We start from the raw sequence: 23548 nt of genomic DNA on the forward strand, positions 1-23548 counted from the left end.
GCGGTGGTCCTCATCGTCCCATGGCATTGTGCGCGGATTCGCCCCCGATCCCGCTGCGCGTGCCATATTGCGGCCGACCAGCGGATTGCCGTCACATTCATGAATGCCGTTCATAGGCTCATGCCGCCATGCCGCTCTGGCAACCCGGCTGCAGAACCCGTAAAATAAGGGCATTCCTTCTGGAGAGGCGCCAAATTTTCGCACCCCGGCATCGTTCCGCCGGGAGATGCGCCGGGAGTCGTGAATGATCGGTATCGTCAAGGTTGCCCTGCATCGCCCGCTGACCTTCATTGTCATGGCGATCCTGATCGCGATCGTGGGCATCCTGTCCGCCGCGCGCACCCCGGTCGACATGTTCCCCAATATCCGCATCCCGGTGATCGCGGTCGCCTTCCAATATGCCGGCCTGTCGCCCGAGGACATGTCGGGCCGCATCGTCGGCCCCTATGAGCGCGTGCTGACCACCACGGTCAACGACATCGAACATATTGAAAGCCAGTCGCTGCAGGGCATTGGCGTCATCAAGATCTATTTCCAGCCCGGCGCCGACATCCGCACCGCCACCGCGCAGGTGACGTCGATCTCGCAAACCGTGCTACGCCAGATGCCGCCGGGCGTCACCCCGCCGCTGATCCTGAACTATAGCGCGTCGACGGTGCCGATCCTGCAGCTCGCTTTGTCGGGCAAAGGCCTGTCGGAACAGCAATTGTTCGACCTTGGCCAGAACCAGATCCGGCCGCAGCTCGTGACCATCCCCGGCCTCGCCATGCCCTTCCCCTCGGGCGGCAAGCAGCGCCAGGTGCAGATCGACCTCAATCCTCTGGCGCTCCAGTCAAAGGGCCTGTCGGCGCAGGATGTCGGCAACGCCATCGCCGCGCAGAACCAGATCAACCCGGCCGGCTTCGTCAAGATCGGCGCGACCCAATATAGCGTCCGCCTGAACAACGCGCCGGAATCGATCGCCGCGCTCAACGACCTGCCGGTCAAGGTGGTGAACGGCGCAACCATCTACATGCGCGACGTCGCCTATGTCCGCGACGGCGCCGGTCCGCAGCAGAATATCGTCCATGTGGAAGGCAGCCGTTCGGCACTGCTGACCGTGCTCAAAAATGGCAGCACCTCCACCCTCGCCATCGTCGACGGCGTGAAGCAGGCGCTGCCGAAGATTTCGGCTACCCTGCCCGACACGCTCAAGATCCTGCCGATCGGCGACCAGTCGCTGTTCGTGAAGGCCGCGGTCGAGGGCGTCATCCATGAAGGCGCGATCGCCGCCGCGCTCACCTCGCTGATGATCCTGCTGTTCCTGGGCAGCTGGCGCTCGACCGTCATCATCGCGCTGTCGATCCCGCTCGCCATTCTGGCGGCGATCGCGGCGCTGGCGATGTTCGGCCAGACCCTCAACGTCATGACGCTGGGCGGCCTCGCGCTGGCGGTCGGCATCCTGGTCGACGACGCGACCGTGACGATCGAGAATATCAACTGGCACCTGGAACAGGGCAAGGGCGTGATCGAGGCGATCCTGGACGGCGCGGCACAGATCGTGACGCCGGCCTTCGTCTCGCTGCTCTGCATCTGCATCGTGTTCGTGCCGATGTTCTTCCTGCCCGGCGTCGCCGGCTTCCTGTTCGTGCCGATGGCGCTGTCGGTGGTGTTCGCGATGATCGCGTCCTTCATCCTGTCGCGCACGCTGGTGCCGACCATGGCGATGTATCTGCTGAAACCGCACCATGTCGGTGACGAGGACGAGCATCTGGCCGGAACGGCGACGTCGAGGAACCCGCTCGTCCGCTTCCAGCGCGGCTTCGAATATCGGTTCGAGAAGGTCCGCACCTCCTATGTCGGGATGCTTCACCGCGCCCTGGGCGCCCGCAAGCCCTTCCTGATCGGCTTCATGGCGGTCGTCGTCCTGTCCTTCGGCCTGCTGCCGTTCCTGGGCAGCAACTTCTTCCCGTCGGTCGATTCCGGCCAGATCGCCATGCATATCCGCGTGCCGGTCGGCGCCCGGATCGAGGATACGGCCGCCCGCTTCGACCAGATCGGACGCGAAGTGCGCAAGATCATCCCGGCCGACCAGCTGGGATCGATCACCGACAATATCGGCCTGCCGGTCAGCTCCATCAACACCGTCTACAACAATAGCGGCACCATCGGTCCGCAGGACGGCGACTTGCTGATCGCGCTCAACAAGGGTCATCGTCCGACCGACGAGTTCGTCTCGCAGCTGCGCCGCGAACTGCCGCGCCGCTTCCCCGGCACGACCTTCGCCTTCCTGCCCGCCGACATCACCAGCCAGATCCTGAACTTCGGCGCGCCCGCGCCGATCGATATCCAGATCGCGGGCAAGGATGCGGAGGCGAACCGCGCCTATGCGCAGAAGCTGCTGGCGAAGATCACGACCATTCCGGGCCTGGCCGACGCCCGCATCCAGCAGCCCGGCCGTGCGCCGCAGTTGGACGTCGATGTCGATCGCTCGCGCGTCGGCCAATATGGCCTGACCGAACGCGACGTGACCACCAGCCTTGCCAGCTCGCTGGCCGGCACCTCGCAGACCGCACCGGTCTTCTTCGTGAACCCGCAGAACGGCGTCCAATATCCGGTCGTCGCGCAGGCCCCCGAATATCTGGTCGGATCGATGAGCGACCTGTCCAACGTGCCGGTGTCGGGTGCGGGCGCCAGCGCGGTGCAGCCGCTGGGCGGCCTGGCCACCATCGTCCGCTCCAACACCGTGCCGGTCGTGTCGCACTATAATATCGCGCCGGTGCTCGACATCTTCGCCACCACCCAGGGCCGTGACCTGGGCGCGGTGGCGGGCGACATCGATCGGGCGATCAAGTCGCTGAAGGCGGAGGAGCCGAAGGGCGCCACCATCACCATTCGCGGCCAATATGCGACGATGAACACCGCCTTCTCGGGCCTTGGCTTCGGCCTCGCCGGTGCGATCATACTCATCTACCTGCTGATCGTCGTCAACTTCCAGAGCTGGGTCGACCCGTTCGTCATCATCACCGCCCTGCCCGCGGCGCTGGCCGGCATCATCTGGATGCTGTTCATGACCGGCACCACTTTGTCGGTGCCGGCGCTGACCGGCGCGATCATGTGCATGGGCGTGGCGACCGCCAACTCGATCCTGGTCGTCAGCTTCGCCCGCGAACGGCTCGCCGAACTGGGCGACGCGACCAAGGCCGCTCTGGAAGCCGGCATGGTCCGCTTCCGACCGGTGCTGATGACCGCGCTCGCCATGATCATCGGCATGGGCCCCATGGCCCTGGGCCTGGGCGAAGGCGGCGAACAAAATGCCCCGCTGGGCCGCGCCGTCGTCGGCGGCCTGATCTGCGCCACCATCGCCACCCTCTTCTTCGTCCCCACCGTCTTCGCCTTCGTCCATAGCCGCAAGGCTGCGAAGGCCAACAACATGGAAATGCAGCCGAGCCATGTCTGACCATAACAGCATCGAAAATCCCGAGCAGGCCGGCCCCGACAGCGGCACGCTGAAGAAGATCGGCATCGGCGCGGCGGTGGTCGCGCTCGCCGTGGTCGGCGTGGGCGTCGCTTCGCGCATCAGCGCCACCAACGAACTGCGCGAAACCGCCGCCGACGCATCGGTGCCGACCGTCGCGGTGGTGAAGCCGACGATGAATGGCGAGGGCAATGACCTGGTCCTGCCCGGCAATGTGCAGGCCTATAACAGCGCCGCCATCTATGCCCGCACCAATGGCTATGTCCGCCGCTGGCTGGCCGATATCGGCGACCGGGTGCGCGCGGGCCAGCCGCTCGCCGTGCTCGACGCGCCCGATCTCGACCAGCAGGTTGCTGCCGCGCAGGCCGATTATCAGACCGCACTGGCCAACCAGCGCCTCGCCGAAACCACCTCGAAGCGCTGGAGCGCGATGCTGGCGCAGGACGCCGTCTCGCGGCAGGAGGCGGACGAGAAAGCCGGCGATCTCGCCGCCCGCACCGCCGTTTCCAACGCGGCGCTCGCCAACGTCAAGCGACTGAAGGCCCAGCAGGGCTTCACCCGCCTCGCCGCGCCGTTCGACGGCGTCGTCACCAGCCGTTCGGCCCAGATCGGCGCGCTGGTCGTATCCGGCAATGCCGCCGCCCAGCCGCTGTTCACCGTGTCCGACATCCACCGCATGCGCATCTATGTCCGCGTGCCGCAGGGCTATTCGGCCTCGGTCCGTCCGGGCATGGGCGCGACCCTGACCCTGCCCGAATATCCCGGCCGCAGCTTCAACGCGACCCTGACCAGCAGTTCCGGCGCGGTCGATGCGCAGTCGGGCGCGGTGCTGGTCCAGTTGCAGGCGGAAAATCCCGACGGCGCGCTGAAGCCCGGCGCCTTCGCCCAGGTCAGCTTCAAGGTCAGTGCCGGCCAGGGCAATGGCATGACCCTGCCGGGCAGCGCGATCCTCTACAGCAACAACGGCCCGAGCGTCGCCGTGGTGGGTGCTGACAATCGCATCACCATGAAGCCGGTCGCCATCGCCCGTGACGAGGGCGCCACGGTGCAGATCGCCAGCGGCCTCAGCCCCAATGACCGGATCGTCGACACCCCGCCGGACGCGATCCGCACCGGCGACACGGTGAAGGTGCAGGCGTCGGCGCCCGCCGGCGGAAAGGGCGCGACGCATGCGCGCTGACCGCCGGATCGGCGGCGCGGGCATGACATTGGCTGCGGTCTTGCTGGCCGGCTGCTCGATGGCGCCGGCCTATCAGCCGCCCCAGACCAGCGCCCCCGCCGAATATAAGGAAGTGGCGGGCTGGACCGCCGCCCAGCCGGCCGACGCGACGCCGCGCGGCAATTGGTGGGAAGCGTTCAACGATCCCGTCCTCAATGACCTGGAAACCCGCGCCGAGCAGGCCAGCCCGACCTTGGCTGCCGCGCTCGCCCGCTACGACCAGGCGCGCGCCGCCGCACGGGTGGAAAATGCCGACCTGTTCCCGCAAATCAGTGCCGGCGCCGATGCCAGCCGCCGCCGCGTGTCGGGCAACCGATTCCAGGGCAATGGCAGCGCCGTTACCTATAATGACTATGTGGTAGGCGGCAGCCTCGACTATGAGCTCGACCTGTGGGGCCGCATCCGCAACAGCGTGAAGGCGGCGCGGGCCGATGCCGACGCCAGCAATGCCGATCTCGCCTCCGCCAGGCTCAGCCTGCAGGCGGCGGTCGCCGACGCCTATGCGCGGCTGCGCGGGCTGGATGCACAGGCGGAACTGCTGCACCAGACGGTCGAAGCCTTCGGCAAGGCCTATGACCTGACCGACCGGCGCCACAAGGGCGGCGTGTCGTCGGGCATCGACGTCAATCGCGCCAAGACGGTGCTGGACAATGCGAAGGCGGACATCTCCGCCATCGCCAATGAACGCGCCGCGACCGAGCATGAGATCGCCGCGCTGGTCGGCGCGATCGCGTCGGACTTCAGCATCGCCGCCCGCACCCAGCCGCTCGCCGCGCCGGACGTGCCGACCGGCGCGCCCTCGCAACTGCTGGAACGCCGGCCCGACATCGCGGCGGCCGAACGGCGCATGTTCGCCGCCAATGCGCGCATCGGCGTCGCCAAGGCGGCCTTCTTCCCGACGCTGACGCTGGGCCTGACCGGCGGCTGGGAAACCACCCATGGCGACCTGTTCAGCGCGCCCAACAGCTTCTGGGGCCTGGGCCCGGCATCAGCACTGCTCAACCTGTTCGACGGCGGCAAGCGCCGCGCGCAGGTGAAGATGTCGCGCGCGGAGTATGAGGAACTGGCTGCCGGCTATCGCGACACGGTGCTGACCGCCTTCCGCCAGGTCGAGGATGCGGTTGCCGCCAATCATCACCTGTCCGACCAGATCGGCCATCAGCGCAGCGCCGCCGACGCCGCGCAGCGCACCAGCGATCTGGCACTGACCCGCTATCGCGATGGCGCGTCGGACTATCTGGAGGTGGTGACGGCCCAGACCGACGCGCTTGACGCCCAGCGCGCGGTGCTGATCGCTCAGACCCAGCGGATGCGCGCCAGCGTCGCGCTGGTGAAGGCGCTGGGCGGGGCCGCCTGATCTCGCTATTGGGCTGACGACAAAAGACAGGAGCGCCCCATGACCAAGACCGTCCTCATCACCGGCGCGACCGCCGGCATCGGCGAAGCCGCCGTCCGCGCCTTTGCCGCCGATGGCTGGCAGGTGATCGGCACCGGCCGTCGCGCCGATCGGCTGGAAAAGCTGGCCGCCGAAATCGGTGACGCCTTCTGCCCGCTGGTGTTCGACATGCGCGATGAAGCCGCGATCGATGCGGCGCTGGCCAGCCTGCCCGAAGCCTTCCGCGCGATCGACATGCTGGTCAACAATGCCGGCCTGGCGCTCGGCACTGCGCCGGCCCAGTCGGCCGACCTCGCCCAGTGGCAGCAGATGATCGAGACCAACATCACCGGCCTCGTCACCGTCACCCACAAGCTGTTGCCGGGCCTCGTCGCGCGCAAGGGCGGGATCATCAATCTGAGTTCGGTCGCGGCGACCTATCCCTACACCGGCGGCAATGTCTATGGCGGCACCAAGGCGTTCGTGCGCCAATTCTCGCTCGGCCTGCGGTCGGACCTGCACGGCACCGGCGTGCACGTCACCTCGATCGAGCCGGGCATGGTCGAGACCGAATTCACCCTGGTCCGCACCGGCAGCCAGCAGGCGTCCGACACCCTTTACGGCAATGCCAATCCGATGACTGCGGAGGATATCGCCGCCACCCTGCTGTGGGTCGCGAACCAGCCCGCGCATCTCAACATCAACACGCTGGAACTGATGCCGGTCAGCCAGTCCTTCGCCGGCTTCCAGGTCGCGCGCGAGGGGTAAAAACTGCCGTTCGGGCTGGGCGAAACCGAAGCTCAGCCCGAACGGAATAGGCTAGGCCCGCACCTCGCCCGCCGGGGTCAGTTCGATCGCGTCATAGCCCTTCCAGCGATAGAAGAGCGCGCTGGCGATCCAGCAGGCGATGAACAGGCCGATGATCGCGAAGCCCAGATCGTTGAAATGCTCGCCCAGCGTGGCGGCGACATCCCAGATGCCGCCGGAGAGGCCCAGCTTGTCGCCGAGCAGCGCCAGCGTCTCGATCGTGCCGATGCCGATCGCCACCGCCGCCGACAGGGCGGTGATGACGATGTTGTAGTAGAGCTTGCGCAGCGGCTTCACGAACGCCCATTGATAGGCGCCCATCATCAGCATGCCGTCGACCGTATCGACCAGCGCCATGCCCGCCGCGAACAGCAGGGGCAGCACCAGCACCGGGCCGAGCGCAAAGCCGTCGCTCGCCTGCGCGGCGGAGAGGCCCAATATCGCCACTTCGGTCGCGGTGTCGAAGCCCAGGCCAAAGAGGAAGCCGAGCGGCGCCATCTGCCAGGGGCGCGAGATCAGGCGGAAGACCGGACGGAACAGGCGCGACAGCGGCCCGCGCCCGCCGGTCAGCATGTCGAGATCCGCCTCGACATAGGTGCCGCCCGCCTGCACCCGGCGGAAGGTCGTCCAGACCTGGCGCAGGATCACGAGGTTCATGATCGCGATGGCGAACAGGAAGGTGGCGGAAATCAGCGTCGCCACCACGCCGCCGGCGGCACGGAACCGCTCCAGCCCGGCCAGCGCACTGACCGCATAGGCGAGGCCCAGCGCGGCGATCAGCACGATCGCGCTATGGCCGATCGCGAACCACAGGCCCACGGTCAGCGGCCGCTGCCCATCCTGCATCAGCTTGCGCGTCACATTATCGATCGCGGCGATATGATCGGCATCGACCGCATGGCGCAGGCCAAGGCCCCAGGCGAGCAGGGCCGTGCCCATCATCACCGGCCGGTCGCCGAACAGGGCGAAGGCCCAGCCCCAGACGGCCAGATTGGCAATAACGAGCGCCGCGATCAGCGGCACGCTACGCCGCCGAAGCGACGCCTGTGAAGGGGTGGCGGTCATGCGGTTTCTCCGATCAGGGGCCGTAGGGCGCGGGCGCGCCGCCGGCGATTGCGGACACGGCGCAGGTCGCGCCGCAGCTTGGAAAGGCCCATCCATGTGCCGGTGCCGCAGACCAACGTGACCATGGCGAGCAGCGGCAGGACGATGATGTCCCACCAGGGACGGGTGCGAAGCCACGGGAAATCGAGCCGGTGCAGCCCGTCCTGCAGCCAGCGGAAGGCGCGGCCATTGCGGTCGAAGGCGCGGATCAGGCGGCCCGATGCCGGATCGACATAGAGGCGTGTCGCCTGGTCATCGGCCAGGATGACGCGCCACACCGGCAGGGCGACGCTGGCCTTGTGACCATAATAATAAGCGTCTTCCTGGCGCAGCAGGTCGAGCGAGGCGATCGGTGGGCCATCATGCAATGCGGCGCGCAGGCCCGCTTCGGACAGGGCGTCGGGTCGGCCGTTGGTGTCGAAGCGCTGTGCCTTGCCAGCCCGATCAATCGCCACCAGATGGACGGCATCGGCAAAGGGGACCGCCTCCAGCCGGACGGTGCCTTGCGGCAAGGCGGACAGCGCCGCGATCGCCCGGCGCGCATCGCCCCAGGCGAAGTCGCCGTTCAGCCGCTGGCGCTGCGTCATCATCGCCTCGCTGTCCAGCAGCCCCCAGGGGTTCATCGACAGCAGCCCGCTCGCCACCCAGGTCAGCGTCAGGATGCCGAAGAACAGCCCGGCCATATGGTGCCACCACCACAGGCCGCGATAGGGCGATCCGATGCTGCCGTCGCGGCGGCGGCGCAGCCGGGCGATGCCGACCCACAGGCCGGTGATCGTCAGGAAGCAGCCGATCAGCGAGGTCCAGATGACGACCTGGCTCCACAGCGCGCCATCCTGCCGCAGGATGGTGGGATAGAGCCAGTGCGGCACCGCGCCGAGCCAGCCCCAGAAGCGCTGGAAACGGGTGGTCAGCTGCACCACCTCCCCGCTCCTGCCCGAGACATAGGCCTGCGTCCCGGCCGCATCGGCATAATCGACACGGTAGAGCGGCGCATTGCGGCGAAAGGTCTGGACCGTCCACTGGTCCATCTCCGTCTGGGCGACCTGCCCGACCGGGCCGGCAATGGCGCTGTTGCGGCCGAACTCGATCGCGATCCTGTGGATATTTTGCGGATCGACCTGCTCGACCGGTTTCCCCGACGCCCAGTCATGGGTGCCGACGGACACCCGCATCTGCGGGATGGTCCGCGTCGGATCGAGCGCCGGCGTCACCCGCAACAGGGGCCGCCCGGCCATCATCTCGATCCGGGCGGCGGACAGCGCCATGGTATCGGGCAGCGTGCCCGCTTGCCCGGCCGACAGGGTGAGAGGCGCAAGCCCCCCAAGCTGTGCGGCCGGTGTCAGGCGCGGATAGTCGACATAGAGCATCACGAAGCCGGACAGGCACCACAGCGTCATGACGGCGCCGATGATGATGCCCAGCCAGCGATGCAGCAGCAGGACCGGCCGCAACATGGTCAGAAGCTCAGGCCATAGCTGACCCGCAGCGTGCGCGGCACGCCCCGGTAGAAGTAGAGGAAGCGGCTGTTGCTGCCGTCCAATACCCCTGCATCGCTAACCGCCGAGCGATAGCCGGTGGAGGCGTAATCACGGTCGAACAGATTTTCGACATTGATGCCGAACCGGTTGCGCCGCGCCTGATCCAGCCACAGATGCGCGCCCGCATCGACCACGGCATAATTGCCATAGTTCATCCGGCCAAAACCCGATGCGGTCGACCAGACATCGCCCACCCAATTGGCCGACAGATTGGCGCCGAAGCGGCCCGTTTCCGGCGCATAGACGATCGCGGCGCGGCCATATTGTTCCGGATTGCGATCCCGCTGCACCGAACTGCCCTGATTTCGGACGCGCGACCAGGTGTAGCTGGCCGACAGGCCCCAGCCGCCGGTCAGGTCGGCGTTCAGCTCCAGCTCGGCACCCCTGGCCCGCACCTTGTCGCGAACGTTGATATAGGTGCCGTCGGGAAAGGCGGGATCGTCATAGGTCGTGTCGATCAGGTCGATGATGCGCCGGTTGAAATAGGTCGCCTTCCAGCGGATCGCGCCGCCGGCCAGCGCGCCGCCGAGCGCGGCGTTGAGGTTCAGGCTTTCCTCCGGCTTCAGGTTCGGGTTGCCAACCTCGCAACAGGGATCATTGCCATAAAGCTGCGAGGCGTCGGGCAGCACGAACGAGGTGCCGCCATTGGCCTCCACGAACAGCGCGTCGCTGACATCATAACGGCCCGAGACGTTCCAGATCGTCTTTTCCGATCCCTTCGCCTTGTTGTAGCGCAGGCCCGCGGCGATCCGTCCCTTGCTCGACAATTCGTCATTGGTGCGCAGCTGGAAGATGCCGGCATGGACCTGTTCATCGGTCGGCGCGATCAGCAGGACGTCGTCGCGGCCATTGAAGCTCTGGAAATCATAGCCGATCAGCGTGTCGATGCCGCGCAGCATGTTGAGCTGCACCACCGCGCTGCCGCCATAATCCTGATAGCCCCAGAAGGTGCCGGCCGGGTAGATGACCTGCGGCGGCCCGGCGGGCACGGGGTTGCGGATCTGGACATAGGCAGTCTTCCAGTCGTGGAAATAGCCCTTGAGGAAGAATTGCACGCCATCCTCGCCGGTATAGTCGAGGCGCAGGCTGGCCACTTCCTCATTCCGGTCGTTGCGGCTCTGTTTGGTCCGGGTCGCGCTGATATTGTCGAGATCGGCCTTGGTATGCTGGTAGAGCGCGTTGAGGCGCAGGTCCGGCGCGATATCATATTGATATTTGATGCCCGCCGACCAGAGATCATAGCCGCGGGCGCGATCGGTGGCGCTGGGCTGCATCACGTCATAGGGGCGGTAGCCGTCCGACTGGCTGCGATTGGCCCAGACCACGAAGCGATGCTGGCCGATCGCGCCGCGCACATAGCCATCCAGGCTGGTGCCGGCGAAGCTGTCGAGGCTGGCATTGATCTGGCCGCCCAGATCGTCGCTGAAATCGCGGGTAACGACATTGATGACGCCGGCCGCCGCCTGGGTGCCGTAGAACAGGCTTTCGCCGCCTTTCAGCACCTCGATCCGCTCGATCATGCTGGCGGCCATGGTGTCGTTGGGCGAGGTGCCGCCATAGAGGCGATTGTTGAGGCGGATGCCGTCCATCGTCCACAGCACATCCTTGGTGCGCGATCCCTGCAACGCGATGTCGACATAGCTGAACGGTCCGGACTGCGAGCGGATGAACAGGCCCGGCACCGCTTCGAGCGCGCGGGCGGTGTCGATCGCGGCGGCATCGCGGATCTGCGTGTCGGTGACGATCTCGATCGCATGGCCATAGCGCGACAGCTGCTGCGGCAGCGTCTCTTCCAGGCTGGTGCCGGTGACGACGATGCTGTCGCCCTCCCCTTCATCGGCGAAAGCCGGCGACGCGATAGCAAGCGAAAGGGCCAGGGCGGCCCGCGAAACAGTGATAGACTTCATATATTCCCCCATCCGGCGCCGCGTTCGACGGGCGGGGGCAACCTTCACGAGCGGCACGCGCGCGAACGTCCGACACACGCGCCGGCCGGGCGCCCAAGGGCAACCGACGCGCGTCGTCGCAGCGGCCCCAGCCGCTCGTTCGTCGCTCAGACGGAAGTTACCGTGCCGCGGCCATCCCCTGGACCAAGGCAAGAGCGACCAGACGCCGGCAGGTCTCCTGGCTCACGGGTCATCGCTTGATGCACGGCCTTCCCAGGCCTCGCAGGATTTAGCGTCCGGCCCAGTGGCTGGCGGATCGGTCATTCTGCCGTCCGCACATATGCATCGCGCTCACCGCTTACAGTTGCAGGGACAGCCTCGGCTTGGGATGGCGAACCATCCGTACCGTGTTCCCTATTAAGCCCCTTTCGGGACACCGGCGCGATCATGATCCCAGGCCCTACGGCGCGGGATCGGCGGGATCGATAATCGAATATCAGGCGGGCTGCAAGCCGGTCTCAAAACCAGGCGCGCAGGCCGATCACCAGGCTGGTGGCGGATGGCTTATCGCCGGCGGCACGGGCATGGTCGGCCGTGTCGCCCAGCTTGCGCTCCCAATTGATGCCGACATAGGGCGCGAATTCGCGGGCGATCTCGTAGCGCAGCCGCAGCCCCAGCTCGATATCGGACGGGCCGGCGCCGATTCCCAATTCGGGCACGTCCTGGGCCGCCAGGTTGAACTCGGCGGCGGGCTGCAGGATCAGCCGCTGGGTGATGCGCTGGTCATAGCTCGCCTCCAACCGCAAATGGGCGTCGCCCCTGGTCGACAGGAAGGCTTCGGCCCCGACCTCGAACCAGTAAGGCGCCAGGCCGTCGATGCCGATCACCGCATAGCTGCGGTCCGGCCCTTCGCCGAAATCCTGCCGCACGCCCGCCTGCAGGTTGAACCAGGGGTCGATCGCCCGGCTGTAGAGCGCCTGAACCTCGGCCCGTTCGAGCGATCCGCCGAACCTCCCTTCACCCTCGCTCTTGACCGCGAAGCGGTTGATGTCGCCGCCGATCCAGCCCTCGCCTTCCCAGGCATAGCCATCAGCGCCCTTGCCGGCGAGATATTCCAGCCGATCGAGCATCCATTGCGAATAGGTCATGCCGCCCCCTTCCGCGATCATCGCCGCGCGGGCGCGGGCCATGGCGGCGGGGTCATAGAGCGCGTCGGCGGCATGATCGGTCGGCACCGGCGGCGGCGTGCCTTGCGGGATGGCGGCGTCGGCAGCCGGCGCCATTGGATTCTGGGCATGCCCCATTGCCCCATGATCCATTTGGCTGTGATCGACAGTCTGGGCCTGCACCGGCACGGCGGCGGCGAGCAGCAGGAGCGCGAGCAGCCTCATGCCGCGTCCTCCCCATGGCGGACCGTCACCACCCGCATCATCCCGGCATGCATGTGCATCAGCATATGGCAGTGGAACGCCCAGTCGCCCAGCGCATCGGCGGTGAGGTCGAAGCTGACCTTGCCGCCCGGCAGCACATTCACCGTATGCTTGCGCGGATTATGCGTCGCCTCGCCGGTCACCAGTTCGAAGAAATGACCATGCAGATGGATGGGGTGCGGCATCATCGTGTCGTTGATGAGCGTCACGCGCACCCGTTCCCTATGGCGGAAGGCGATCGGCTCGGCCCCTTCCGACAGCTTCACCCCATCGAACGACCACATATAGCGTTCCATGTTCGCGGTCAGGTGGATGTCGAGCGACCGGGTCGGCGTGCGCAGGTCCGTGTTCGGTGTCAGCGACCGCAGATCGGCATAGGTCAGCACGCGATGGTCGACATCCTCCAGCCCCGTCGGCCTGTCAGCGGTGCGATCGGCCGGCATCGGCGACAGGGTGGCGACGCCCGGCCCCATTTTCACGCCCGGCGCGACCGACTTGTCGCGCATCTTCATGCTATGCCCGCTCATGGCGTCATTGGCCGGCTGGCTGAGGTCGATCACGCCGCCATGGCCCATATCCATGCCGCCCATGTCCATGCCCATATCCTTCATGCCCAGCAGCGGCCGGGCGCGCCGGGCCGGCACGGGCGCGACCATGCCGAGCTGCGGCGCCAAGGTGGCGCGAACCAGGCCCGACCGGTCGATCGCCTCGGCAATCAGGGCATAGGGCTTCGCTTCGCCGGGCTGGACGATCACATCATAAGTTTCGGCAATGCCGATCTGGAACTCGTCGGTCTCGACCGGCTGCACATCCTGCCCGTCGCACTGAACGACGCTCATCGGCAGGCCGGGCAGGCGAACATTGAAATTGGTCATCGCCGATGCGTTGATGATGCGCAGCCGCACCCGCTCGCCCGGCGCGAACAGGCCGGTCCAGTTTTCGGCTGTGCCCATGCCGTTCACCAGATAACTGTAGGTGGCGCCGGTGACGTCGGAAATATCGGTCGGGTCCATGCGCATCGCGCCCCAGTCGATCCGGTCCTTGAGGCCCTGATCCTTCCCCGCCAGCAACCCGGCCAGCGTCTGGCGCTGCATGTTGTAATAGCCGCCCATCTGCTTGAGCCGTTGCAGCAGCCTGTGCGGATGAACCGGGCTCCAGTCGGCGAGCAGGATCACATGCTCCCGGTCATAGGCCACCGGATCGGGGCCAGCGGGATCGATGATGATCGGCCCGTAAAGCCCCATCGCCTCCTGCATGCCCGAATGGCTGTGATACCAGTAGGTGCCCGCCTGCCGCACCGGAAAGCGATAGATGAAGGTCTCGCCTGGCGCGATACCGGGGAAGCTGATACCCGGCACGCCATCCATCTGGAAGGGCAGGATCAGCCCGTGCCAGTGGATCGAGCTATCCTCCTTCAGCCGGTTGGTGACGGCGATGTTGACACTCTGCCCCTCGCGCAGGCGGAGGAGCGGTGCCGGCGTGCCGCCATTGACGCTGATCGCATGGGCCGATCGGCCGCTGGTCGCAAAATGCCCGTCGCCGATGCTGAGCGCGATCGTCTCGCCCGACAGCGCGCCCTGCGCCGCGTCCTGCGTGCCGGTGGCGGCCCAGCCGGGCAGCGCCTGCGCCAATGCAAGCGCGGCGCCACCCCGGATCAGGCTGCGGCGGTCGAGAGGGAGGGAAGGCAGGTCGGTCATGCTGCTCTATACGCGCGCGCCGTCGCTTTCCCTCAACCTGTCCTGCAATTGCCTGCGGGCGCGGTAGAGACGGGTTTCCACGGTCTTTTCGGTGACGCCCAATATCTGCGCGACCTCGGCCTGGCTCATGCCCTCGATCCCGCGCAGCAAAACCACCTCGCGCAGCGCCATCGGCAGTGCCGCCACGGCCGCCTCGATCCGGGCGACGCCGGCGCGGGACTGGGCCGCCTGTTCGGGGTCGGGCGCCGCGTCGGCGACATGGGCGGCATCCTCGATCGGCCGGGCGAAGCTGAAGAAGCGACGCACCGCGCGGCGGCGGGCCCAGTCATGGCATTTGTTGATCGTGATCCGCGCGATCCAGCCGCGAAAGGGCCGGCGTCCGTCATAGCGGGCGAGCGCGGCAAAGGCGGCGACGAAGCTTTCCTGCACGATGTCCATTGCCGCGTCGGCATCGCCGACATGGCCGCGCGCCAGCCGATAGACGGCATCGCGGTGCCGCCGCATCAGCGCGCCATAGGCCGCCTGCCGCCCGGCCAGCGCCTGCGCCGCCAGCGTGGCATCATCGGGATCGTCGGCCGTCACCCGACAGGCTGGGTCAGCGCCTTGACCACCGCCGCGTCGAACAGCGCGGCCTGATCGGGGCGCAGCACGCCGCGCATCGCGAAGATGTGCTTCAATGTTTCCTTCTGCAATTCCCCCATCGCCTGGTGCGACCGGTCGACCGCCTGGGCCACGCGCGGGCCATAGCCATGTTCGGCGGCGATCGCCGCGGCAAGGCGCTGATTGTCAGCGCGCATTTCCGCGTCGAGCGCCGCCTTGCGCTGGGCGAAGGCGGCTTCCAGATCGGCGATGCGCTGCTTCTGGCCGGCGTCCAGGGTCAGCCGATCGTGGAGCAGGGCATGGACCTCATTCTCCACCGGCGGCGCGGGCGCCAGCCAGATACGCGCGACCAGCACGGCGGCCAGCGCCGCGGCAAAGGCGACCAGCGCCACCAGCCAATAGCGTTTGCCCATGCCTATCGCTCCAGCAGGCGCGAGGGCGCATAGTCGGACATGCCGATCAGCAGCGGGCCGGGCGCGGCCTGCGCCGGCTGCGCGGGCACGGCGCTGCCGATCCAGCCGATGCCGATCGCCATCACGCCGGCCAGCATCAGGCTGCGCCGCGCGACGCTGCGTTCGCGGCGGCGGTCCAGCCCCTGCATCACCGCCGCCTCCAGCCCGTCGAAGCGCGCCGTCGCCGGCGCGTCGCGCAACCCGGCCAGCATGTCATCCAGATCGTCCATCGTCCCGTCCTTCATGTCCTGCCTGACGATACGCATCCGGCCGGCCCATCCCTCGAACAAAATAGCGCGGCGCGTGAGGGATGCGACAGGACAATGCGTATTCCCCTGCAAGACGCGCATTTTTCCGGAGTTTGCCATGCCCCGCCTGCCCCTGATCGCTGCTGCCCTTGTGCTGACCGCCCTGCCCGGCGCCGCCTTCGCCAAGCCGCAGCTCGTTGCGGCCAACCCCGCCGCCAATGCCAGCGTCGCCAAGCCGACCCGGCTGACTCTGAGCTTTACCGAAGCGCTGCAGGCCGATCATAGCAGCATCACGCTCACCATGACCGGCATGCCGGGCATGGCCGATCATCCGCCGATGCCGATCAAGGGCTTCACCACCGCCCCGGCCGCCGATGGCAAGGGCCTGGTCATCACCCTGCCCCGCGCCCTCCCAACCGGCAGCTATGATCTTCAATGGACGGTGATGGGCAACGATCATCAGCCGGTCAGCGGCACATATGGTTTCAAGGTGCGCTGAGGGGGGACAAGTACCCGGCTCAACGAGCCCCTTCAGGTCCGAAATGGGTGGAAACAAGACATAGCCCCTCCCTTCCAGGGAGGGGTTGGGGTGGGTTGCGAGCGCAGCGAGTTTCTGCCCTATCGACCGTAGACCGCCGCTACGCGGCGCACCCACCCCCGGCCCCTCCCTGGAAGGGAGGGGAGTAGGAAACGTCAGCTTCTGATCGCTTCCGGCCACCCGCTTTCCTACTCGGCCTTTCTCTGATCTATCCTGTGGGATGGTCCGCCTCCTCCACGCCTCCCGCGTTCACGTGCATCAGCGGCGCAAATCTGTCGCTTCCCTGTCGCCTGGATGTCGCGTCGGCGACGCGTCGGGATGACCCGCATCATGATCCGACCGACGCGTCGCTGTCGCGTGGCAGGCGCGTCATGGGGGCGTTTGCGGTGCATTTCGACCGAATCCGCGCACGACACTGTGAACTTCGTAGGAGATTTGACTGTCGCGTCACCGCCCGTTCCGCAGGGGCAGCAAAGCCGCTTGGCATCGGCCCGCCACTCCTGTAGCCATATACCCACATAGGGCGCCATAGCGCCACATAGTGGACATATTCTGGAGAGGGGGCCGATATGGCGACAGGATGGAACGCACGGATGCGCAGGATGATCGGGCGGGGTGCCGCCGGCCTGGCGCTGGCGCTATTGATCGCCCTGCCCGCCCCCACTTTTGCCCAGCCGACCGGCGCGCAGAATTTCGATGCGGGCTGGCGCTTCCATCAGGGCGATGTCGCGACCGCGGAACAGCCCGGCTTTGCCGATGCAGACTGGCAGCCGGTCGACCTGCCGCATGACTGGGCGATCGCCGGGCCGTTCGACGAACATGCGCCCGCGACCGGATCGGGCGGCTTCCTGCCCACCGGCGTCGCCTGGTATCGCAAGCATTTCACCCTGCCGCCTGCCAGCGCCGGCCAGCGCGTCTTCGTCGAATTCGACGGCGTGATGGAGCGGTCGGGCGTATGGATCAACGGCCAGCATGTCGGTCATCGGCCAAGCGGCTATGCCAGCTTCCGCTACGAGATCACCCAGCATCTCAAACCCGCCGGGCAGGAGAATATACTGGCGGTGCGTGCCGACACCTCCGCCCAGCCCGCGTCGCGCTGGTATGCGGGCGGCGGCATCTATCGCCATGTCCGCATCCTCACGCTGGGCGATGTCCATGCCGAAACATGGGGCAGCACCGTGCGGGTCGCAAAGCTGGACGCGAAGAGCGCGGACCTGACCATCGGCAGCAGCGTGATGAACCAGGGCAGTGCCCCGGTCGAGGCGCGGCTGGAGGCGGTGATCGAGGGGCCGGACGGCCGCAGCATCGCGACCTTCACCGGCCAGAGCATCAGCCTGCCCGCCGGCCGCGCGACGCAAATGGATGTCAGCGGCACGATCGCCGATCCACGCCGCTGGGACATTGGCGATCCGGCGATGCACCAGGCGCTGCTGCGTGTCCGCGCGACCGACGGACGCCTGCTCTATGAGGAGCGCGTCCCCTTCGGCATTCGCGATGCCCGGTTCGAGGCGGCGAGCGGCTTCTGGCTGAATGGCCGCAACATCAAGCTGAAGGGCGTGGCGATCCATGCCGATGGCGGGCCGTTCGGCATGGCGGTGCCACTCGCCGTCTATGAACGGCGGCTCAAGGGGCTGATGGCGCTGGGCGTCAATGCGGTGCGCACCGCCCATCACCCCTTCTCGCCCGAATTTCTCGACCTGTGCGACCGGCTTGGCCTGATCGTCATGAACGAGGGCTTCGACATGTGGACGGTGGCGAAGAATCCGCAGGATTATCATCTCTATTTCACCGACTGGTCGTCGATCGACGCGCGCGATTTCGTGCGGCGCGATCGTAATCATCCCAGCATCGTCATCTGGTCGATCGGCAACGAGATTCACGACACGCCCTATCCGCTGGTGGCGCAGTCGATCATCACCCGCCTGCAGGACATCTTCCATGCCGAGGATCCGACCCGGCCGGTGACGATGGCGTTGTTCCGCCCCAACACCACCCATGATTATGACAATGGCACCGCCGACCTGCTGGACGTGGTGGGCCAGAATTATCGCGAGAATGAACTGGCCAAGGCGCATGCCGACAAGCCCAGCCGCAAGATCATCGGCACGGAGAACAGCAAGAACCGGTCCAGCTGGCTCGTGGTGCGCGACGACCCGGCCTATGCCGGCATGTTCCTGTGGACCGGTGTCGATTATCTGGGCGAGGCGGACCGGGCCGGCTGGCCGGCGATCAGCAACCCGTCCGGCCTGGTCGACCGGGTCGACGGGGTGAAGCCGATCGGCTGGGAACGGGCGAGCTGGTGGTCGGAAAAACCGGTCGTGAAGCTGGCCCGGCGCGTGACCGAGGTGATCGACATCAGCGAAATGCCAACCATGGTCGGCATCGCCCTGCCCCAGCCCAAGGGGCCGGGCGCGCTGGCCGACTGGTCGCCCGACAATCGCGCCGCGCACAAGGAAAAGGTCGAGGTCTACAGCAACAGCGACGCGGTCGAGCTGTTCCTCAACGGCAAGTCACTGGGGCGCAAGCCGCGCAACGCGGACGACAGCGCGATCACATGGGATGTCGACTATGCGCCGGGCGAACTGCGCGCGGTTGGCTATCGCGGCGGCGCAAAGGTGGCGGAGGATATTCTGCGCAGCGCCGGCGCACCCGCCGCAATTCGGCTGGTGCCGGAGGCCAAGGCAGTCGGCGGCGGCTTCGACAATGTCGTCGCGGTGCGGGTCGAGGTGGTGGACGCCAGAGGCGTGCTGGTGCCCGGCGCGACGCCGCTGCTCAGCGCGACAGTGTCGGGGCCGGGCCGCGTCGTCGCCTTCGACAATGGCAGCGTCACCGATCACACCGCCTTTGCCTCGCCGCAGCGGGCGGCGGTGGGCGGCAAGGCGGTCGCCTTCCTGCGCGGCACCGGCAAGCCGGGCGCAATCACGCTACAGGTCAGCGCGCCGGGGCTGAAACCCGGCCGTATCAGCCTGCAGGGCGAACAGGATTAGGCCGATCGTCGCCCGGTCGCGTCGATGCAGGGAACCGCGCCGCTGGACAGCGACAGGGCGCGGACCTTGTAGCGCAGCGCCAGTTCATTGTGCGCAGCAATCACGCACACCGCGTCGCCGCGCGCACGGGCTTCGTCGGCTTTGCGCGTCTCGTCGCGCGACCGGCGAAACAGATAGGCAGCATCCGTGATCACGTCCATCGAACCGACTCCGCTTGATTGCCATGCAACCTATCAGCCGCCGGAAGCGCCGTCCTAGACATGGATCAATTTTCGCGGTCGTCGGCGCCCGTTCATCCCCCGAAGCGGAAGCGCAGGCGCGCGCCGTACATTTGCGGTTCGCCCAGCGTCGCCGTCTCGAAATTGACGCTGGGCGATCCCAGCCCGGCGATGAAGCTGTAATATTTCTCTTTGGTCACATTGGTCATGAACAGGCTGAGGTCGATGGGCGCGCCGGCGATATTGGTCCAGCTGGCGTTGAGGTTCAGCAGATCGAGCGGCGCCAGCGTGCTGAGCGCGGCGATCGACGGATCGGGATTGGTGCGGTCGGTATAGTTGACCAGCATCGAGGAACGATGGGTGAAGGTCGCGCCGAAGGAGATGCGGCCGATCTTCTCCTCGTCCAGCGGCAGGGTGTAGGTGCCGCTGACCGTGACCTTGTGGCGCGGCGACAGCACTTCGGGATCGCCCGGCTGGAACGGCGCGGCCAGGATATAATTGGGGTCGTTGAAGCTGGAGAAATCGGGCACCGATTTGATCTTGGTGCGCAGATAGCTGTAGCCGCCGGTCAGCACCAGTCCCTGGAACGGGGTGAGCGAGGCATCGGCCTCCAGCCCCCATATCTCCGACTTGCCGGCATTGACCGGCGCGGCTGTGGACGCCTGCCCCGACAGCGGCCGCGCATTGAAGCCGACCTGCAATTGCTGGTTGGAAAAATCATTGTAGAAGCCGGCCAGGTTGAAGGTGCCGCGCAGCGCGCCGCCAAAGCTGGTCTTGAGGCCCAGCTCATAGCTGTCCACCTTCTCCGGCTCGACGATGTTGAGCGGCGCGGTGATATTGGGGACGATCGTGCCCGCGCGATAGCCGCGCGCATATTTGGCGTAGAGCAATATGTCCTGGGTCGGGTTGTAATCCAGGTCGACCAGCCAGGTCGGCTTTTCCGATGATTGATAATAATGCGACACGCAATTGGTCGCCGCCGCCTGCGGATTGGTGCAGCGATAGGGTGCGACCGGATTGAAGGCGCCATATTGCGGCGGATAGGCGACGATATAGGTGCGCTGGTCGCTGACATTGCGCGAATGGTCCCAGGTGTAGCGGAAGCCGCCGGTCAGTTTCAATTGCTCGGTCAGTGCATAGGTCGCCTGCGCATAAAGGCCGACATTGTGGAAATTGGTGCGCCCCGCCGTATAATTGACGGTGCCGGCATGGATCGGCTTGGCGATATCCGGGATGGTCGGATCGAGATTGGACAGGAAGCCCATCGGATCACTGCATTGCAGCGTGGCGGAATCGGTGCAGGACGCGAGGAAGGGCGACTGGCTGCCGCTCATGCCCAGCGGTTCGCTGACCTCCAGATAGGCCCCTGCCTGCCAGTTGAGCCGGCCATCGCCCGAGCGCCCCTGCAATTGCAGTTCCTCGGTAAAGGTCGACTGGTTGGCGGTATAGCCGCCCGGAATCGACGTCACCGTGGTGAAGGGCAGATGATAGCTGCCCAGCGCGGCGAGGAAGGGATTGATCGCGGCGAAATCGACGACGAAATCGGTGCCGAACAGCGGCGCGTTCATGCGCTGCTTCAACTGCGCATAGCTGACGATATTCTTGACCGTCAGCGTGTCGCTCGCCTGCCAGCTGGTGGTGTTGATCAGCTGCCATTGCTCGGTCCTGGAATAGGGATCCTCCAGTGACTGCATGACGTCATAGAAACCGCTACCCTGGCGCAGCAACTGGCCATAGGCGAGCTGACCCAGCCCCTCCGGCGTGGCCGCGACCAGCTTCTGGATCGGGCCATTATTGCTGGAATCGCTGTAGGAGAGGATGGTGTAGTTTTCGAGATCGGGGGTCAGATCGACGACCAGGCTGGCGCGCAGCGCGATATAATCGACATCGCCGAACCAGTCGGGGCCGATGCCGCTGCCGTTGCGCATATAGCCGTCGCGCTTTTGCCGATCGACGCCGATGCGCATCCGCGCCCGGTCGCCGAGCGGCGCGTTGACCACCGCCTGACCGCGCCACATGTCATAATTGCCGACCGATCCTTCGACATAGCCGGAAAATTCGTCGGTCGGTTTCTGCGGCACCAGCAGGATCGCGCCGCCGGTGGTGTTGCGGCCGAACAGGGTGCCCTGTGGCCCCTTCAATATCTGGACGTTCTGAAGGTCGAAAAAAGCGCCCGGCCCGGCGCCATCGCCCGAGGGCAGGCCGTTGGAGGCGCCGCGCGGCGCGACCACATCAGCGAAATAGATGCCGACCGATGGCGCGGTGCCGATATCCTGGGCAAAGCCTCGGATGGCGAAACTGCTATTTTCGCTGCCGAAATTGCCGTTGGCGGACAGTGAGGGGGTATAGGCGGCCAGATCCTGAGCATTGACGACATTGCGGTTGGCCAGTTCTTCCTGGTTGAACACGGTGATCGAGATCGGCACGTCCTGCAGCCGTTCCTCGGTCCGGCGGGCAGTGACGATGATGTCCTGGGTCACGCTGGCCCTGTCCTGCGCCTTATCCTGCGCCTGGGCCTCGATCGGCAGGGCGGGCAGAGTCGCGCAGGCGCAGAAAAGCAACGTCCGGAAACGGCGTGTCATGGCATCCTCCCATCCAGACCGCGCGGCCCTTATATGCTGGGTCGACCGTCACGGCGTCGAGCGCCGCACAGACGGCGCCCATCCCTTCATCATCGTCGCACCTGTTGCCCCGGACACAATGATGGCAGGCGCACAGACTTTTGATCGACGAAGATGTGATACAGATTATTTCATAAATCCGGAGGAAGGGGCCTGTCAATCGGCGCCGATCGCGCCGCGCAACAGTCCGGAAATGCAACGGGACTGGACCCTGATCACCCCTGAAGTTAAGAATGGTCCGCATTATCCTTAAGGAACGGACCGGTCTCTCTTGCTTGGCGGCGTGCATTTCGATCTCAACAGCCTGGTGATACTGGGCCTGTTGCTGCGCACGAAAAGCGTCACCCGCACGGCGCAGCAACTGGGCGTCAGCCAACCGTCGGTCAGCCGGTCGCTGGCGCAGTTGCGCAGCCTGCTGGGCGATCCGCTGCTGGTGCGGACCGCCGGCGGCATGGAACTGACCCGGCGGGCGGAGGAACTGGCGCCCTCGCTCCAGGACTGGCTGGCGACGACCGCCGGCCTGCTGGAACCGCCCTGTTTCGATCCGGCGACGCTCGATCGCCGATTCCGCGTCGCATCGACCGATTTCGGCGTCGCCGCCGTGGTCGCGCCGACCCTGCCGCATATCGGCCGCGCGGCGCCGCTGGCGGCGATCGACATCGTGCCTTTGACCGGCGACATGGTGGCGCGGCTGACCGCAGGCGAGATCGACCTCATCATCAGCGGGCTCGATCCCGATCCGGCCCAGACCTATGAGCGGTTCCTGTTCACCGAGACGTTCAGCTGCGTCGTCGATCGCCATCACAAGCTGGCGGCGCATCCGACCGACCGGCCCCTGTCGGTCGAGGACTTCCTGTCCTGCCCGCATATCAGCTTCGTCGTCAGCGACAGCGGCTTCGACCGGATCGAACTGCGCCTGGGCGCACTGGCGTCGCGCCGGCGGGTGATCGCCCGCCTGCCCTATTTCCAGGCGGCGCCGCACATGATCCGGGGATCGGACGCGCTGATGACGCTGCCGACCCGCGCGGCCGAGGCGATCGCCCGGACCCATGACCTGGCCTGCCTGCCCGCGCCGAACCTGGTCGGCACCTTCGGCTATCGGCTGCTGTGGAACGAGCGGTCGCATCGCGACCCGGCCATCGCCTGGCTGTGCGACATGTTCGCCGACCATTGCGGCAGCGACGCAGCCCTGCCCCATAGCAAGGCCGCATAAGCCTTATCCGATATCGATATTTGGCGCCGCCCCGCGCTTCTGGCAACGGCCACTTGCAATTGACAATCGATCGCAAATGAACCCGCCATGATATTCGTTCCACCGATCGGGCCCGGCCCGCACCACTGATTTCCGGCACCCGTCCGGCCGGGTGG

17 protein-coding genes and 1 riboswitch are annotated in these 23548 nt (G+C 66.5%); of the genes, 7 read left to right on the top strand and 10 right to left on the bottom strand.

Annotated features, from left to right (window positions below; all coding sequences use genetic code 11):
- The first annotated feature begins 244 nt into the window (after positions 1-244).
- The 4 genes from E5554_RS22450 to E5554_RS22465 are packed head-to-tail and all read left to right on the top strand — an operon-like array spanning position 245 to position 6819.
- Positions 245-3439, top strand: a complete 3195-nt coding sequence (locus E5554_RS22450) for an efflux RND transporter permease subunit (protein WP_136188151.1) — start codon at positions 245-247, stop codon at positions 3437-3439.
- On the top strand, positions 3432-4637 hold the full coding sequence (locus tag E5554_RS22455) for an efflux RND transporter periplasmic adaptor subunit (protein WP_136188152.1): 1206 nt from the start codon (positions 3432-3434) through the stop codon (positions 4635-4637). The genes E5554_RS22450 and E5554_RS22455 overlap by 8 nt, the downstream gene beginning before the upstream one ends.
- Positions 4627-6033 carry an efflux transporter outer membrane subunit gene (locus E5554_RS22460; RefSeq protein ID WP_136188153.1) on the top strand — a complete coding sequence of 469 codons (1407 nt, stop codon included), beginning with the start codon at positions 4627-4629 and terminating at the stop codon, positions 6031-6033. The genes E5554_RS22455 and E5554_RS22460 overlap by 11 nt, the downstream gene beginning before the upstream one ends.
- A gap of 39 nt (positions 6034-6072) precedes the next feature.
- Entirely contained in the window at positions 6073-6819 is a 747-nt protein-coding gene (locus E5554_RS22465; RefSeq protein WP_136188154.1) for an SDR family NAD(P)-dependent oxidoreductase, read from the top strand.
- Positions 6820-6870: 51 nt separating this feature from the next.
- Here the strand turns inward: E5554_RS22465 and E5554_RS22470 are convergent, their stop codons facing one another.
- The 8 genes from E5554_RS22470 to E5554_RS22505 form a co-directional block, all read right to left on the bottom strand.
- Positions 6871-7923 (bottom strand): HoxN/HupN/NixA family nickel/cobalt transporter, encoded by a 1053-nt coding sequence (locus tag E5554_RS22470; RefSeq protein WP_136188155.1) that lies wholly within the window; start codon positions 7921-7923, stop codon positions 6871-6873.
- Entirely contained in the window at positions 7920-9419 is a 1500-nt protein-coding gene (locus tag E5554_RS22475; protein ID WP_136188156.1) for a PepSY domain-containing protein, read from the bottom strand. Before E5554_RS22475 ends, E5554_RS22470 begins: the two co-directional genes overlap by 4 nt.
- Before the next feature lie 2 nt (positions 9420-9421).
- Entirely contained in the window at positions 9422-11410 is a 1989-nt protein-coding gene (locus E5554_RS22480) for a TonB-dependent receptor (protein WP_136188157.1), read from the bottom strand.
- Positions 11411-11599: 189 nt separating this feature from the next.
- Positions 11600-11845: riboswitch (cobalamin riboswitch) on the bottom strand.
- Between the two features lie 62 nt (positions 11846-11907).
- Positions 11908-12780 (bottom strand): copper resistance protein B, encoded by an 873-nt coding sequence (locus tag E5554_RS22485; protein WP_136188158.1) that lies wholly within the window; start codon positions 12778-12780, stop codon positions 11908-11910.
- Entirely contained in the window at positions 12777-14516 is a 1740-nt protein-coding gene (locus tag E5554_RS22490; RefSeq protein WP_136188159.1) for a copper resistance system multicopper oxidase, read from the bottom strand. Before E5554_RS22490 ends, E5554_RS22485 begins: the two co-directional genes overlap by 4 nt.
- A gap of 6 nt (positions 14517-14522) precedes the next feature.
- A complete protein-coding gene (locus E5554_RS22495) occupies positions 14523-15098 on the bottom strand; it encodes an RNA polymerase sigma factor (RefSeq protein ID WP_136188160.1) in 576 nt (191 codons plus the stop codon).
- Complete coding sequence (locus tag E5554_RS22500; RefSeq protein WP_125997373.1) at positions 15095-15529, bottom strand: periplasmic heavy metal sensor; 435 nt, start codon at positions 15527-15529, stop codon at positions 15095-15097. Before E5554_RS22500 ends, E5554_RS22495 begins: the two co-directional genes overlap by 4 nt.
- A gap of 2 nt (positions 15530-15531) precedes the next feature.
- The gene (locus E5554_RS22505; protein ID WP_136188161.1) at positions 15532-15834 is read right to left on the bottom strand and encodes a hypothetical protein; all 303 of its coding nucleotides are present in this window, start codon (positions 15832-15834) and stop codon (positions 15532-15534) included.
- Positions 15835-15934: 100 nt separating this feature from the next.
- On the opposite strand from E5554_RS22505, the gene E5554_RS22510 reads away from it, so the two are divergent.
- Together E5554_RS22510 and E5554_RS22515 are read left to right on the top strand one after the other, a co-directional pair.
- Positions 15935-16315 carry a copper resistance protein CopC gene (locus E5554_RS22510; protein WP_136188162.1) on the top strand — a complete coding sequence of 127 codons (381 nt, stop codon included), beginning with the start codon at positions 15935-15937 and terminating at the stop codon, positions 16313-16315.
- Positions 16316-16947: 632 nt separating this feature from the next.
- Positions 16948-19341 carry a glycoside hydrolase family 2 TIM barrel-domain containing protein gene (locus E5554_RS22515; RefSeq protein WP_247594337.1) on the top strand — a complete coding sequence of 798 codons (2394 nt, stop codon included), beginning with the start codon at positions 16948-16950 and terminating at the stop codon, positions 19339-19341.
- Here the strand turns inward: E5554_RS22515 and E5554_RS22520 are convergent.
- The gene (locus tag E5554_RS22520) at positions 19338-19541 is read right to left on the bottom strand and encodes a hypothetical protein (RefSeq protein ID WP_010339662.1); all 204 of its coding nucleotides are present in this window, start codon (positions 19539-19541) and stop codon (positions 19338-19340) included. The genes E5554_RS22515 and E5554_RS22520 overlap by 4 nt on opposite strands.
- Before the next feature lie 92 nt (positions 19542-19633).
- Positions 19634-22141: a TonB-dependent receptor gene (locus tag E5554_RS22525; protein ID WP_136188164.1), complete on the bottom strand. Its 2508-nt coding sequence runs from the start codon at positions 22139-22141 to the stop codon at positions 19634-19636.
- 322 nt (positions 22142-22463) lie between these two features.
- Between E5554_RS22525 and E5554_RS22530 the strand changes: the two genes are divergently transcribed.
- On the top strand, positions 22464-23393 hold the full coding sequence (locus tag E5554_RS22530; protein WP_247594338.1) for a LysR family transcriptional regulator: 930 nt from the start codon (positions 22464-22466) through the stop codon (positions 23391-23393).
- Positions 23394-23548: the final 155 nt, after the last annotated feature.

The organism is Sphingobium sp. PAMC28499, from assembly GCF_004795815.1.
Taxonomy (GTDB): Bacteria; Pseudomonadota; Alphaproteobacteria; order Sphingomonadales; family Sphingomonadaceae; genus Sphingobium; species Sphingobium yanoikuyae.